Genomic DNA, 15,095 nt, shown 5'->3' with positions numbered 1-15,095 from the left:
CTATAACGAAACCATGAGCCGATTATTCATCGCAGAGAAACCAAGTCTAGGTCGAGCAATTGCAGATGCATTGCCTAAGCCTCATAAAAAAGATCAGGGTTTTATTCGATGTGCAAATGGTGATGTTGTGACATGGTGTATCGGGCACTTGCTTGAGCAAGTAGAGCCAGATGCTTATGACGAACGTTATAAGAAATGGAACCTGGCTGACCTGCCGATTGTACCTGAGCAGTGGCAATTAAGGCCGAGAAAAACCGCCAGCAAGCAACTGACAGTCGTACGTAAACTGATTAAAGAACACAATCAAATCATTCACGCGGGAGACCCGGATAGAGAAGGGCAATTGCTGGTGGATGAAGTCATTGATTACTGCAAAGTTGCGAGTAATAAAAAAGCGTCAATTCAGCGCCTTCTAATCAGTGACCTTAACTTGCCAGCGGTAAAGCGTGCTCTTTCTAGTATGCGCAGCAACCGTGAATTCATCCCGCTGTCTGTTTCTGCATTAGCGCGTTCGCGCGCTGATTGGCTTTATGGCATGAACATGTCTCGTGCCTACACTTTGTTGGGACAAAAAGCTGGCTATCAGGGAGTGTTGTCGGTTGGGCGAGTGCAAACACCGATTTTGGGTCTGGTGGTTCGCCGCGACGAAGAGATAGAGAACTTCATTCCACGCGATTATTTTACCCTACACGCCTTAATTCCCTATCAAGACGGGAACGGATCATTTGATATCCGAGCTCGTTGGAAGCCGAGTGAAGCGTGTAAGCCTTGGCAAGATGAAGAGGGTAGAGTACTCAATCGTAAGCTGGTAGAAAATGTTGCCCAGCGTATCGCGGGTCAACCCGCTAAAGTTATTGAGTCTGAGCAGAATCAAACTAAGCAGTCTGCGCCATTACCTTACTCGCTCTCTGCTTTACAAATAGATGCAGCCAAACGTTATAACATGAGCGCACAGCAGGTTCTTGATACCTGTCAGAGTTTGTATGAGAAACATAAGTTGATTACTTACCCGCGTTCAGATTGTCGCTATCTGCCAAAAGAGCATTTGCTTCAGGCTTCTTCTGTGGTCGATGCTATCGCCAACAATGCCAAGGAGCTGGTTTCGGCAGTATCTGACGCAAATTTATCTCTAAAATCCAAAGCGTGGAATGACGCTAAGGTGGATGCACACCATGCAATCATCCCGACACCTAAGCAAGCCTCAGTTAATGCGCTCTCCAGCTATGAAATGAAAGTGTACCAACTCATCGCTCGTCAATATCTGATGCAGTTTTATCCACATGCTGTCTATGCTGAGGCAAAATTGGTGTTTGATATCGCAGGCGGCACTTTTATTGCGTCTGGTCGTCAGCTGGTGTCTGCCGGTTGGAAAGCACTGACGGGTAAGTCAGATGAACAAGAAGATGGCGTTGATACCGTGCCCCCGTTAGCCGTTGGTACTGAACTGATTTGTAGAGAAGGTGAAATTAAGGATAGAAAAACAGAGCCACCAAAATACTTTACTGAAGCCACCTTGTTACAAGCAATGACAGGCATTGCCCGCTTTGTTGAAGATAAAGAACTGAAAAAGATACTGCGAGAAACCGATGGTTTAGGGACGGAAGCTACACGGGCTGGGATATTAGATACGCTTTTTAAGCGTCAGTTATTAAAGCGAGATGGCAAAATCATTCGCAGTACACCCGCAGGAAGAGGCTTAATTCATGCATTGCCTAGTGAGTCTACTTATCCTGATATGACAGCTCACTGGGAGCACCAACTACAAGCGATGGCTGAACGAGGACAAGCTTATCAACCGTTTATGCAGGCACTGCAACAACGGATTGATCAGTTGATGGCGCAAGTAAAAACTGGACCTGTACCCGAATCATTAAGGTCGCTGCCGGCAGTAGAACGACCGGCCTTTAAGCGTAAAAAGCGTAGTTATGCGAAAGGCAGAACAAAACCGAATGCTGCTTCCTAATGCGTATCTAATTTCATTCTTAAAACTGGCTTGTTAACATGCGCGTATCTGGAGTAATCAAGTAGCAGACATGATCCCACTGGTTTATCACTCTATTTATTCTCAACTGCCTTTACCTGAAGGGCATCGTTATCCCATCAATAAATACCGCTTGTTATATGAAGCCGTTGTTGAGAAGCAACGTCACAATCAAGAGTGGCAAACAAAATTTCAGTTCATGGAACCGAAACCTCTTACGTTAAACGAAGTAAAGCAAATGCATGATGCGCAGTATGTTGACGAGCTTTGTTCTGGCTCTCTTCCTGCCGCCAAAATGCGTCGTATTGGATTTCCGTGGAGTGAGGCACTTATTGAAAGGACACTGACCTCTGCGGGAGGAACCTGTTTGACGGCTGAACTGGCTTTGAAACACGGCCGAGCTTTGCACTTAAGCGGCGGTTATCACCATGCACACAAAGACTTTGGCAGTGGCTTCTGCCTGTTTAATGATTTAGTGTTGGCGGCGCAACACGCAATTGACCACTTTGACATTGATAACGTGCTGATCGTCGATAGCGATGTGCACCACGGTGACGGAACCGCAACACTCTGTGCAGAACGAGATGACATCATTACGCTCTCATTCCATTGCGACAAAAATTTCCCTGCTCGTAAGCCTGAATCGAACTTAGATGTTGCACTTCCCAGAGAAACTGGTGATGAAGAGTTTCTTAGCCATTTTAAGTCGGTGGTCGAAATGGCGGTGAATCTCTATCAGCCAGATCTGATTATCTATGATGCTGGAATTGATATTCATCGTGATGACGAACTGGGCTATTTCAACGTTTCAACAGAAGCTATTTACCATAGAGACTGCTTCATGATGCAGCTGACTCAAAACAAACAGATACCAATAGCCTGTGTTGTTGGTGGTGGCTACCGAAATGATCATCAAACCTTAGTACCCATTCATATGCAGTTATTTGAGGCTGCATTGACAATCGCTCTATAGCTTCCAGCAAGAAAAAAGCCACTGCATGACAGTGGCTTTTCAATATGAATAACACTCAGTTTTTATAAAGCAGCAAACGCCTTCGCAACTCGTTCAACGTTATGCTCGTTCAGTCCAGCAAGACACATACGACCGCTGTTGATTAGATATATTGCATGTTCGTTGCGTAGTGTTTCTACCTGATGTTGGCTAAAACCAGTGTAGCTGAACATGCCTTTTTGTTTAATCAGGAAGCCGAAGTCTGATTCTGGACGTAGTACTGCTAGTTGGCCGTGTAGCGTTTTACGCATGGTCTCAATACGAGTGCGCATACCTTCCACTTCACCAAACCACATGTTTTTAAGTACTTCGGTATTCAATACATTCGATACCACTACCGCCCCATGTTTTGCAGGGCTTGAGTAGTTGCGGCGCACTGTCGCTTTAAGCTGACCTAAAACGCGATAGGCTTCTTCTTCATTACCACAAACTACTGATAGGCCGCCTACACGCTCACCGTAGAGTGAGAAGGTCTTAGAGAAGGAGTTACTAACAAAACTGACGACGTCTGTTTCCAATGCAATTTTACGGATAACGTAAGCATCTTCACCGATACCTTCGCTATAGCCTTGATAAGCCATATCGAAGAAAGGAATCAGTTTATTTTTCTTAACAACCTCAATCATTTGGTCCCACTGCGCATTTGTTAAATCCACACCTGTTGGGTTGTGGCAACAAGGGTGTAGCAGGACAATGCTTTGTTCCGGCAGAGAGTCGATAGTAGAAAGCATGCCATCGAAATCAAGCATTTTGGTCTCAGGGTTGAAGTAAGGGTAAGTATTCACTTCGAAGCCAGCACCGGCAAAAATTGCGTGGTGGTTTTCCCAAGTTGGATTGCTAACCCAAACTTTTGAGTGAGGGAAATAATGATGTAGGAAATCAGCCCCAATCATTAATGCCCCTGAACCGCCTAAAGACTGAATAGTAGCAATGCGATTGGCTTCAAGGGCAGGGTGATCTTCACCAAATACTAATTGTTGTACCGCTGAACGGTATTGCACTAGGCCATCCATTGGAAGGTAAATACAAGGTTGGCTTTCAGTTTGAGCTAGCTGTGCTTGAGATTGAGCGACAGAATCTAGTGTTGGGATTTTGCCGTTTTCATCATAGTAAAGACCAATACTTAGGTTCACTTTTTCAGATCTGTCATCAGCCATAAACTGTTCCATAAGGGACAGAATAGGATCTCCAGCATACGCGGTTACATGGTTAAGCACAGAAATTCTCCTTAATATATTTGTTACTTGATAACGATCTGAGCGATGGTTGAATCCAATTTTTTGAGTTGAGTACCTGTCCACATTGAATGGATGAAGGGTTTTAAGTGTCTGAACACGGATAGCGACACTAACATAATTGTTACATTGACAGCCATCAAAAACCAACGTGAAACAAGCGAAATACAGAGGAAATATGATTAATGAATGCCAGCAAATCTGCGCTTCAATTTGAAGTAGAATTTGGTGTCATTTATCGATGCTCACAATATCTAGTTTCTACACTCTATGACGGTGAGAGACGATATAGAAATGGCTTGGCTGTTTTTTTAGTCAGTATTTGGGAAGTTATTAAAGAGGAAATAATTCTATGGCTGTAGGTATTTTCCTGTTTTGCAAGACCTTATCTTACGCATAGACTCCGTCTGATACTATGAAGCGTCGGAGGGGTTCAAATGTCTTTAAGCTTCAAAAATTACACCATATTGGTTGCTGATGATTCAAGATTGGTGACAAGCACTATTACATCGTTACTCAAAAAGCTTGGTTGCGAGCAGATTCACTGTGCCTATAAACCGTTGGATGTGATCGCGAAGTGCAGGCAGAACCAATTTGATCTGATTATCTGTGATTACAATTTTCAGAGTTTTATTAATGGATTCCAGCTGTTAGAAGAGCTTAATCACTTAAAACTACTTCCTTCCCATACGGCATTCATGTTCCTTACCGGAGAGAATGACTTACGTGTTGTGCGTTCAATTATTGATGCTGAGCCGGATGACTATTTATTAAAGCCGTTCAAAAATCAGTTCTTTATAGACCGTTTAACCAATTCGATTAAACGCAAATTGGCATTGCTGCCTATTTATGAGCAACTGATTAAGCATGATTACTACGGTGTAATCGAAGCTTGCAAAGAATGCTTGGAAACTCGTCCTGAGTACACCAAATTAATCCGAAAATTCAAGGCTAATGCTTTGGTTCGTTGTAAGGAGTATCACAGTGCACGAACCGAATATGAACAAATGCTCAACGAAGACAACTTCGACTGGATCAAGACGGCATTGGCCAATACTTTCATTGAAACGGACGATGTAAACCGAGCGAAAGAGATTCTAGAAACGGTGAAAAGTAAGGATGAAAATCCTTATTACCACGATGAAATGTCGAGTATTGCCGTGCTGAACAACGATCTTCCGCAGGCCATCGTGCACCTTAAACAGTCTGCTATGTTGTTAGATTCTGGCGCTGAGCGTGAGTTAGTGATCGCAAACCTATCATTGGCTAACGAGAACTATGGTGATGCGGTGACTTACATGACGCGTTACTACGAGAAGAATAAAAATACCTTCAGAGGTAGTGTTTTTACCCAGCTCAACTTAGTGCGTAGCTATTTGTATAAAGCGAAAGGCATAAAGAATCAGAGTCTTTTTGAACGCCAGTTACACTCACTTAATCCATTGATTGATGAAGTGAGAAAACGGCCTAGTCTTGAACATGTTCATCGTTTGATTATTTCACACATAGCGTTGATCCGAGGGGATCTAAAATTAGCGATCAGTGAACTTAAGCCCGTAATCCAACACATCAAAAGTATGCATTTCTACGACATTTACCATCTTGGGTATTTGCTCGAGCAGTGTTCGTACTTTAATGAGGTTAAGCAGATATTGCCTCAGTGCCGCATTGCGATGGATGAAAACCAGCATCCAAGTATTTTACGAAGCCAAACACATATGCTGTTAAGCTTTGAATCGAGATTGCAGGGAGTGATTGAAGAGATAGAAGTGCTACGTAAGCAAGTTTCTGATGCGGTGATCTCGCCAGGGGATTCAGAGGCAATGACGCAGTATATTGACCTTTATTTTCGTTTGCACGAGCTGTCACCTAACTCTAGAAAGCTGTGTATGGCTATCGTTAAGTTCATCGCGCAATGTCCTTTCGAGTATGACGGCAACTATAAGATTTTTGACAAGATAAAAGAGTGTCATGAAGTTATCGTTAAATTGTCTACTGAAGAAGAGCTAGTTGAAGCGAATTATCTAATTCAATACGAAGCCGCCAAGAAAAATATCTCTTTAGTTCTCACTAATTAGAGCCACATGTTGGCTCTTCTTTTTTTGAGCCAAGAAGCTCTCTATGACGGTCATTTTTTTGGAAGGCAACGATACATTCTATTAAGTCGTGAAGTTGAGAGACTCAGGCAAAAGAAGAATTTAATTGATTAGAAAAGAAAAAAGCCTCTGAAATCAGAGGCTTTTTTCTAGAATGTGGCGGAGAGATAGGGATTTGAACCCTAGGTACGCTATTAACGTACGCCGGTTTTCAAGACCGGTGCTTTCAACCACTCAGCCATCTCTCCGTTGTTGAAGCGCATATTAACGACCTCTTGGAATCTTGTAAAGCCCTTAATTAACTGTTTGCTCTAATAATGAACGTTTTAGCGATGTTTTTTTATTCTCGGCATTTTTAACAGATTGAATGTTATGAATAAGTAGAACATTTATTGGGAAAATGAAGAGGAAATCATCAAGAGGGAGTTGGCTTTAACTTTTACGCGATAAAGTTTATTAGCGTCAACGAAAAAGCCCGTAGCTTATTCAGCTACGGGCTTTAGGTGTATGGTCGGACTGAGAGGATTTGAACCTCCGACCCCCGACACCCCATGACGGTGCGCTACCAAGCTGCGCTACAGTCCGATTCGCGTAATCTAATCAGTTTTTTTCTGGTCGTCAATACGAAAGTATTTTAACCAACTGATTTAATTATCTTTCGCGTAAAAACGTTGCAGTTCGGTGAACCCCTGCATTAATACAGGTAGAGTCGGGTTCTCTTCTTTTAAGCGTTGATAGTTATCATCGTAAAGTTTGAAGTTGCCAAATTTATCTATCACTGTTGTTTGTTCATCAGTAATAAGGGCGAGTTCACGTGAATCACCAGCAAGAATCCACTTTCTCTTCGCTTCGTTAAACATGTTTCGACCGCTGCTGAAATCACTTGGGTTGGAAGAAACTCCCAATAGATCCTGCATGATTGTGACAGAAAAATCTAAGTGGCTTGAGCGGTGGTTATAAACACCAGCAACTCTTCCCGGCCAATGGACAATCATAGGTACTTGAAGTTGGAAACGGCTGTAGTTGCTATTAGAGCCCCAGCTGTTTGTTTTCGTTTCATTAAACTCCGTGCCATGGTTAGAGGTAATAACCACAACCGTGTTGTCTAACAGCTCCAGCTCGGTGAGTTTAGTGAAAAGTAAATGAAGTTCGTTATCCGCTAAAGTGACGGAATGGTTGTAGCCTGCACGTAATCTGTCACTGGTGGAACCATTTGATGCCGCGCTGTCGTATTGGTCGAAGTTATCAACGGTAGAAAGTTCTAAGTAGCTAAACCAAGGTTGTTTCTTCTGCTCAACCCAAGTAGACCAGCGAGCAATAGTTTGTTCATCGTTACTTGTTTCTGGATCAAACGGCGCTTTAGACATTGGCAAGTTACGGAAAATCGTTTCTTGATAGAGCGGATCTTCAAAGTTATCGCCGCTAAAGAGACCAAACTGATATTTTTGCGATTCAAGAACATCCAGCATGATTGGCGCAGTACCTTGAGCTTCAATGCTGCTTGCATAGCTGCTAGGCAAACCGTAGAAAAGACCAAATAAACCAAACGTATCGTTACTTGAACTGTAATGATTGGTGAAGTTGAGGTTCTCAGACGCAAACTGATAGGTGTTAGGCATCAGCTCTGGCGTTAATACGTCAGCGCGCAGATTATTTACGCTGACCAACAGAATATTGAGGTTGTTGGCTCGGCGACCAAATTTAATTTCTTCAATCGGGTAGTTAACCAAATCAACCGTATTTTGAGTTTCTTCTAGTCGCTTGAGATATTCATCTCGATCCAATAAACCGTGTTTCTCCATAAACGATTTCGCCGTCATTGGGTATGACAGTGGGAAATTCGATTTTTGGCTAGTAACAGGGCTGTAGAAATAAGCGTCAGACCATACATAAATCAGATGGCTTGCGATAAAGCTGACGAAGAATACCGCTGCAAGAGGGCGACCAACACGTTTGTGGCTGAGTTTACGCTGTTTACGCCATACCCACTCAGATAAACCAAGTTGTAGTAGGAAAACGAGTGGAAGTACGACAAATAAATGCTGAAGGTCAGTTCTTACAGAGCTGCTCTCATCACTGAATAACAATTCCCAAACAACGGGCGTTAAATGCAAGTTGATGGTTTGGTACGCCTGAGTATCAATCAGTAGTACAGTGAGTCCGAATGTTGCGAAACAGACGGAGACAAAACGGAACAGTGACCTAGAAGGGATCAAAAACGTTAACGGGAAAAGCGTCAAGAGATAGATAGCAAATACTAGAAAGCCAAAGTGACCCACCCAAGAAAGCGCAAGATAGAGCTGTCCTAAGAAAGTTTCCGGCCACGGCGATTGTGCGATGTATCTGGTACCAATCAGCATTGCTGCAATGATATTAAAGAAGGCAAACCAGTGCCCCCAACCTACTAGACGTGATACGCGTTCGCCGTATGTGTTTCCGCTATCTACCATGTACTTTTCTATTTATCCGTTTTTATATTTAAATTCAGTCTGCTAACGAAGACATCAATGCTTGAGAAAACTTTTCCGCGATAGCTTTACGTTGCGATGCAGCAACATTTTGATTCAAAACGTTGGTCGCGACATTTCCCGCAATCATCAGGGAAAGTTCAGGAGACGCATTATGTTTATCAAGAACGGCAGCGATTTCGGTCAGGATAGTTTCAACTTTTTCGTCGCTGTATTTCGATGTAATAGGCATAAACACTCTAATGATGATAGTAAAAACGGCTTATGATAACCTACTATGCCTTACAACTGAAACCAGAACGATGATTATTTCACTATGAGTCTGCACCTTTCCAATGTCATTTTGCATCAACTAAGCAAAAATAATAACGACGAGCTTACGGTTAACTTCCGTGCTCAATCTCTTGATAATGATACATCAACAGAAAACCTAGTATCCGAGTTGCATCGCGTTTTTAATGCGAAAGTGGGTAAAGGTTTTGGCTCTTTCAAGTCTGACAGTGATTTTCAAAGCTGGTTGCAAGAAATGCGTCAAAGTCAGCGTTCGTTTTACGATTTTTCTCAAATCAGTGCGCAACGTCTCAAAGACGAACTGTCGAAATATCCATTTGCCGATGAGGGTATTTTGGTGATGGCTGAATATCAGTCATTAGCCACCGATTATCTTTTGATTGGTATTCTCCCTTTGAATCAAAGTTTGAAGGTGACAGAAGGGTTAGACATAAGTGCAACTGATTATCTTGATATCAATAAAATGGATATTGTTGCCCGTGTGGATTTGTCGAGTTTTGAAACGGACAAAGAATCGAATCGCTACCTTACTTACATTAAAGGTCGTGTTGGACGTAAAGTTTCAGATTTCTTTTTAGATTTTCTTCAAGCGGAAGTTGGCCTCGATGCGAAAGTGCAAAACAAAGTTCTGATGCAAGCTGTTGAAGATTTTTGTAGCGATTCAAAGCTGGAAAAAGACGAAGCGATTAACTACAAGAAACAGGTTTACGATTACTGCAATGATCAAATAAAAGCGGGTGAAGAAGTTCAGGTGAAAGAGTTGTCAGGTGAATTACCTCCAGCTCAGGATGGCACCAGCTTTATGGACTTTACGCGTGAGCATGGTTACGAATTAGAGGAAAGTTTCCCTGGCGATCGTTCTACGATGAGAAAACTGACCAAGTATGTCGGTGCTGGTGGCGGCTTGAACATTAGTTTTGACAGTTTATTGATGGGTGAGCGCGTTTTCTATGATCCGGAAACCGATACTCTTACCATCAAAGGTACTCCACCAAATCTGCGAGATCAGCTAACGCGTAAAAGTTAGTTATTTTCAATCAGTGTCATTTTGGAAGAGAGCCATATGAGCTCTCTTTTTTATTCACATTAAGACTCGAGTTTTGAGAACCAACCTACGCAAGTTGAATGCGGAAGGTATATTATTGTATTTAATCAATATTGAATGCTGGGACAAGGAATGGTTTTAGAGCATCATCAAGGCAAATTTGTCTATAAAGCGATAGCTATCATTGGCGTTATTTGGCTGCTCTGTGTGTCGGTCATATTTGTCCAATACAGGCAAACGGCCAAAATGAGCGACGATGTTGTCGAATTAGGCAATCACATCATGTCATTTCACAACTCTCTGCATTTTAGATCTCCCTATCGTGTTATTCACACCAATGACATGTCTCTCAATGTCCAGTTAATCTATTCCTTACGAGTGCAGTTAGAAGCGGATTATGAAGACTCCGTATTTCAGCCTGATGTGACGCACTTAGTTTATGTTATTGATAAGTTTATTGAAAAAAGCCAGATGTTCTTAAGTTCGGACTTGGATGTGCTCGATATGGTTGAGCAGCTTAAATTGTTGCGCTCAGAATATGAGAATCAACCCGATATCAGGCGCTATTACGTAGAGTTAGGTGCTTATCTTTTTGAAGCGTTATTTACCGAAGGTGAGCAAAGTCCTGAAATTTATCGATCTTTAGATCAAATCATGGTTGCGTCACAAGCGATGTCGCCAGATGACCGACAGCATTTGCAACTGACTCTAGCAAAGGTTTCCAAACTATTAAGTCAGTATGCGGAAAGCGGAAACCTAGTGAATAGGCTACTACAACACGAGATCTATCAAGAGTTACACACCCTTGAAAATGAATATTTTAAGTTATTCGGCTTTATTAATGTTTTGTTGTTGGTTCTAAGTGGGTTACTCATTGCCAGCCTGCTTATTGTTGTGATTTTTTTCCAAAGGCAATGCAAACACGCGGTTGAGTCGCTTTGCAATGGCGAGGCTTCGTCAGCTACGGAACAAAGTACTGTTCAGAATATAGGGAAAAAAGAGGTTTTGGCTGGTGGTCATTATTTGCCTATGGTTGGTACATCTGTTGAGTCCAAGATAGATATTCCTCAAATGTTAAGTTCGCTTAATGATGATAAAGAATCTGTGAAAATGCTGCTGCGTGTATTTATTGAAGATCATTATGAAGATTGTGAAAAACTCCAGATGCAAATCTCGTCTGATTTAGGCGCAGCAATGAGAACCGCACACAGTCTAAAAGGCGTCGCAGGTACTATTGGAGCGAATGAGTTAAGAATTATAGCAATAGATATTGAAGCAAAATTGAAACGAGAAGAAATTCCTACGGATGAAGAAATTCAGAATTTGGCAAAATCTTTAGATGAAACGGTTAAAAGTGCTCAGTTTTGGTTGGAGCAAGCATCTTTTTAGCTGTTAATTCTTATTAAATGTTGTTTTTTGGTTGGCAACGTTCGAGTTGACTTGTTGTGAGTCATTTTTGTGTTGTTTTTGTCGAGTAGTGTTAGAGATTTCTGTTTCTAGATGAAATATTTAACTCAACTTTAGTTAATTCCTGATTATTTTGAAGAATGCTATTCCAATATGAAAAGTGTTGTTTGAGGTAATGATTTATCTTCATTCCTAATGCTTTGTTTTTAAATGTTATTTTTATTTTGTTTTCTTTTTCTGAAGAAAAGTGAGATGATTTTTTAGTGGTTATTTATCGTTCTTATTCAAAGTTTTATCGTCAAATATCCTGAATATAGCGAACATTTTGTTACTAATATGCCTTTTAAAGCCAGATAGTTGTGTTAAGTTAGTATACTTATAAGATTTAGCTGTGTAGGGAAGCGAATCGCGTCGTTTACCTTGTCATAAAGCAGCAATATAATCATTTTTATAAGAAACGCTTGAGATTTTTGTCTGAACCACTTATAGATGGTCAATTGTTTTTTCAAGAACACACGGAGAATTAGTGCGATGAGAGTAGGTTTAGTAGGTTGGCGTGGCATGGTTGGTTCGGTACTCATGCAACGTATGGTTGAAGAAGGTGATTTTAATCTAATTGAACCAGTATTCTTCAGTACCTCACAAATTGGTATTCCTGCGCCAAACTTAGGTAAAGACGCTGGCATGCTTCAGGATGCTTTTGATATTGAGAGCCTAAAACAGCTTGACGCTATCATTACTTGTCAAGGTGGCAGCTACACCGAAAAGGTATACCCAGCATTACGTCAAGCAGGCTGGAAAGGTTACTGGATCGACGCTGCATCAACTCTACGTATGGCTTCAGACTCTATCATCACGCTAGACCCTGTAAACTTGAAGCAAATCCAACAAGGTATCCACGCTGGTACTAACACCTTCGTTGGTGGTAACTGTACTGTTAGTTTGATGCTAATGGGTCTTGGTGGTCTATTTGAAAAAGGTCTGGTTGAGTGGACCAGCGCTATGACATATCAGGCTGCTTCTGGTGCTGGCGCACAGAACATGCGCGAACTTATTTCTCAAATGGGTGTTATTAATGACTCTGTAAGTTCTGAACTTGCTAACCCATCTAGTTCTATTCTTGATATCGATAAGAAAGTTGCGGAAACCATGCGTTCTTCTTCTTTCCCTACCGATCAGTTTGGTGTTCCACTTGCTGGTTCTTTGATCCCTTGGATTGACGTGAAGCGCGACAATGGTCAAAGCAAAGAAGAGTGGAAAGCGGGTGTTGAAGCGAACAAGATTCTTGGTACTCAAGATTCACCAGTGCTGATCGACGGTACTTGTGTTCGAATTGGTGCGATGCGCTGTCACTCTCAGGCACTGACTATCAAACTAAAACAAAGTGTACCTTTGGATGAAATCGAAGAGATCATTGCTTCTCACAACGAGTGGGTAAAAGTGATCCCTAACGAACGTGACATTACCGCGAAAGAACTATCACCAGCGAAAGTTACGGGCACTATGTCTGTCCCTGTTGGCCGTCTACGTAAGATGGCAATGGGTGATGACTTCCTCAATGCATTCACAGTTGGTGACCAATTGCTATGGGGTGCTGCTGAGCCGCTACGTCGTACACTTCGCATTATTCTTTCTGAAAAATAATAATATGTTCAAATATCTAAAGCGCCTTAGGGCGCTTTTTTTTGTTCGTCACTTGCCTGAGTAGAGTCTGAAAACAAGCGCCACTATTCGTATAAGCTATCCTCACACAACGCGAGATATATCCTACATTGCAAAAGGCATACGCCTATTTTTATTGTGCCAGTGGTTGCTAGCATTACCAGTCATAAATAGAGGTACTAAATAATACAAAAAGATCATTTTGCTGAATATGTTCCATGTGCTCACTGAATGATTTTTGAAATGTACCTTGTTGATGGCTGTAGTTAGGTTTATGTCACTTATACTTTGCGTTAAAAATCTCATTATCATTGTACTGATTACATTTCTAGGTTCTTTCGAAGTCTATGCTCTCGATGGGGTTAAGGCATTTGCAGAGCACAAAATGGTGATGTTACTAATCCATCCTGTGACAGGGAGTATTGTCAAAGCCAACTCTTCTGCTGCAGAGTTTTACGGCTACTCAATTTCAGAATTAGAATCTATGAAGATTCAAGAGATTAATACTCTCAGCAAAGAGGCGACTCAAGCAGAAATGCAGCTAGCTCGAAAAGAGAAAAGAAACTACTTCATTTTTAAGCACCAGTTAAAAAACGGAAATTTAAAAACCGTTGAAGTGTCGTCTATTCCTATTTCTTATCAAGGCAGGCCTGTTCTCTATTCAATTATTCGAGATATTTCTGAATACCGTTCGGCTCAAGAAGGACTCTGGCACTTTCAACATCGACTCGACGATATGGTCAAAGAACAATCCGCTCAGTTGAGATCTACTCATCAACGTCAATTAATTACATTTACTGTGCTATCAACATTTCTTGTCTCTGCCTTGGTAGCATTAAGTCGACTGCTGATAAATCAGAGAAGCACTAAAACCCAACTCGAAGATGAAAAGAAACGACTGTCGGATGTGATTTGGGCTGCCAATATTGGGACCTGGGAGTGGGATATTCAAAGTGATCAATTAGCTTTGAATGATTACGCCTACGCTATGGTTGGTTACCAGCGGTGGGCGGATTTCCCGATTAAACGGGGAAGCTTGAAGCCCCTTTGTCATTCTGAAGATTGGGCTGATGCCCAAGAAAATATGCGGTCTAAGTTGGATGGTGAAGTCAGTTTTTTCCAGACTGAGATTAGGGTAAGGCACAGACTTGGCCACTGGGTTTGGATTTTGGTAAGAGGTAGAGTTATCAAGAGGGCATTTAACAGTCAAATTCCTCTTACAGTTGCAGGAACTTATCAAGATATTACTTTGCAGAAAGAGCTCAATAGCCAGCTTCACCAATACGCAAACACAGATCAACTCACAGAGATCCCCAACCGACGGTCGTTCCATAATCATCTCGATATGATGGAAGATACAGAACACCAATATGGATTATTTTACATGGATTTAAACAAATTTAAGGACGTCAATGACAAGTACGGCCACGCAGCTGGAGATTTGGTCATTAAGAATGTCGGGCAGAGGCTGAAAGAAGTCCTGCGAAGTTCAGATAATGTTTACCGTCTTGGCGGGGATGAATTTGCAGTCATCGTAAAAGGGTTAAAATGCCGAGCAAATGCTTCTGTTGTCGCGAATAAATTTGTAAAAGTCTTATCCGAACCACATATCCTTGAAGGGGCACAAACAGCCAGAGTCATTGTTCCTCCCAGTATTGGTGTTGCCTTCTATTCAGCGAATAGGCTTGATACTGAGTCTTTGATTCAACGAGCCGATCAGATGATGTATTTGGCTAAACGAAACTATCCAGAAGGAGGGTATGAAATCTTTGAGGAGCAATCAGCTGTCGCATAAACAATGGCGGAGATGGTTTATCTCTTCTCCGCTACTGGTTAACGATACTGAGTAAGTCGAACCACCCATGTATTAATCCGTAGTTTTAAGCTTCTAACATCCG

At 41.8% G+C, this 15,095-nt stretch carries 10 protein-coding genes and 2 tRNA genes; 7 read left to right on the top strand and 5 right to left on the bottom strand.

What is annotated here, in order from left to right; all coding sequences use genetic code 11:
• Positions 1–13 precede the first annotated feature (13 nt).
• Both L3V23_RS02415 and L3V23_RS02410 read left to right on the top strand, forming a co-directional pair.
• Positions 14–1,963: a DNA topoisomerase III gene (locus L3V23_RS02415; protein WP_102966689.1), complete on the top strand. Its 1,950-nt coding sequence runs from the start codon at positions 14–16 to the stop codon at positions 1,961–1,963.
• Between the two features lie 70 nt (positions 1,964–2,033).
• Positions 2,034–2,954, top strand: coding sequence for a histone deacetylase (locus tag L3V23_RS02410; protein ID WP_102966690.1), 921 nt, complete (start codon positions 2,034–2,036; stop codon positions 2,952–2,954).
• A 62-nt stretch (positions 2,955–3,016) separates the two neighbouring features.
• On the opposite strand, the gene L3V23_RS02405 is transcribed toward L3V23_RS02410, so the two are convergent.
• On the bottom strand, positions 3,017–4,210 hold the full coding sequence (locus L3V23_RS02405) for an amino acid aminotransferase (RefSeq protein WP_102966691.1): 1,194 nt from the start codon (positions 4,208–4,210) through the stop codon (positions 3,017–3,019).
• Positions 4,211–4,665: 455 nt separating this feature from the next.
• Here L3V23_RS02405 and L3V23_RS02400 point away from each other — a divergent pair, with 455 nt between their 5' ends.
• Positions 4,666–6,306 carry a response regulator gene (locus L3V23_RS02400; protein WP_102966692.1) on the top strand — a complete coding sequence of 547 codons (1,641 nt, stop codon included), beginning with the start codon at positions 4,666–4,668 and terminating at the stop codon, positions 6,304–6,306.
• Between the two features lie 175 nt (positions 6,307–6,481).
• Here the strand turns inward: L3V23_RS02400 and L3V23_RS02395 are convergent.
• The 4 genes from L3V23_RS02395 to L3V23_RS02380 all read right to left on the bottom strand — a co-directional run bounded on the left by L3V23_RS02395 (position 6,482) and on the right by L3V23_RS02380 (position 9,024).
• Positions 6,482–6,572 (bottom strand) — tRNA-Ser (locus tag L3V23_RS02395).
• Positions 6,573–6,832: 260 nt separating this feature from the next.
• A tRNA-Pro gene (locus L3V23_RS02390) sits at positions 6,833–6,909 on the bottom strand.
• 62 nt (positions 6,910–6,971) lie between these two features.
• Positions 6,972–8,774 (bottom strand): DUF3413 domain-containing protein, encoded by a 1,803-nt coding sequence (locus tag L3V23_RS02385; RefSeq protein WP_102963133.1) that lies wholly within the window; start codon positions 8,772–8,774, stop codon positions 6,972–6,974.
• A gap of 34 nt (positions 8,775–8,808) precedes the next feature.
• Positions 8,809–9,024, bottom strand: coding sequence for a YejL family protein (locus tag L3V23_RS02380; protein WP_042483648.1), 216 nt, complete (start codon positions 9,022–9,024; stop codon positions 8,809–8,811).
• 84 nt (positions 9,025–9,108) lie between these two features.
• Between L3V23_RS02380 and yejK the strand changes: the two genes are divergently transcribed.
• From yejK to L3V23_RS02360, 4 genes are all read left to right on the top strand, one after another.
• On the top strand, positions 9,109–10,110 hold the full coding sequence (gene yejK / locus L3V23_RS02375; protein ID WP_102966693.1) for a nucleoid-associated protein YejK: 1,002 nt from the start codon (positions 9,109–9,111) through the stop codon (positions 10,108–10,110).
• A 150-nt stretch (positions 10,111–10,260) separates the two neighbouring features.
• Positions 10,261–11,517, top strand: a complete 1,257-nt coding sequence (locus tag L3V23_RS02370) for an Hpt domain-containing protein (protein WP_167828601.1) — start codon at positions 10,261–10,263, stop codon at positions 11,515–11,517.
• Between the two features lie 549 nt (positions 11,518–12,066).
• Positions 12,067–13,179, top strand: coding sequence for an aspartate-semialdehyde dehydrogenase (gene asd / locus L3V23_RS02365; RefSeq protein ID WP_042483641.1), 1,113 nt, complete (start codon positions 12,067–12,069; stop codon positions 13,177–13,179).
• Positions 13,180–13,471: 292 nt separating this feature from the next.
• On the top strand, positions 13,472–14,992 hold the full coding sequence (locus tag L3V23_RS02360; protein WP_219725642.1) for a diguanylate cyclase: 1,521 nt from the start codon (positions 13,472–13,474) through the stop codon (positions 14,990–14,992).
• The last annotated feature ends 103 nt before the right edge of the window (positions 14,993–15,095 follow it).

It is taken from the genome of Vibrio sp. A1-b2 (genome assembly GCF_021726015.1).
Classification (GTDB): domain Bacteria; phylum Pseudomonadota; class Gammaproteobacteria; order Enterobacterales; family Vibrionaceae; genus Vibrio; species Vibrio diazotrophicus.
The sequence above is the reverse complement of the archived record's forward strand: the minus strand, read 5'-3'. Positions and strand labels throughout refer to the sequence as shown.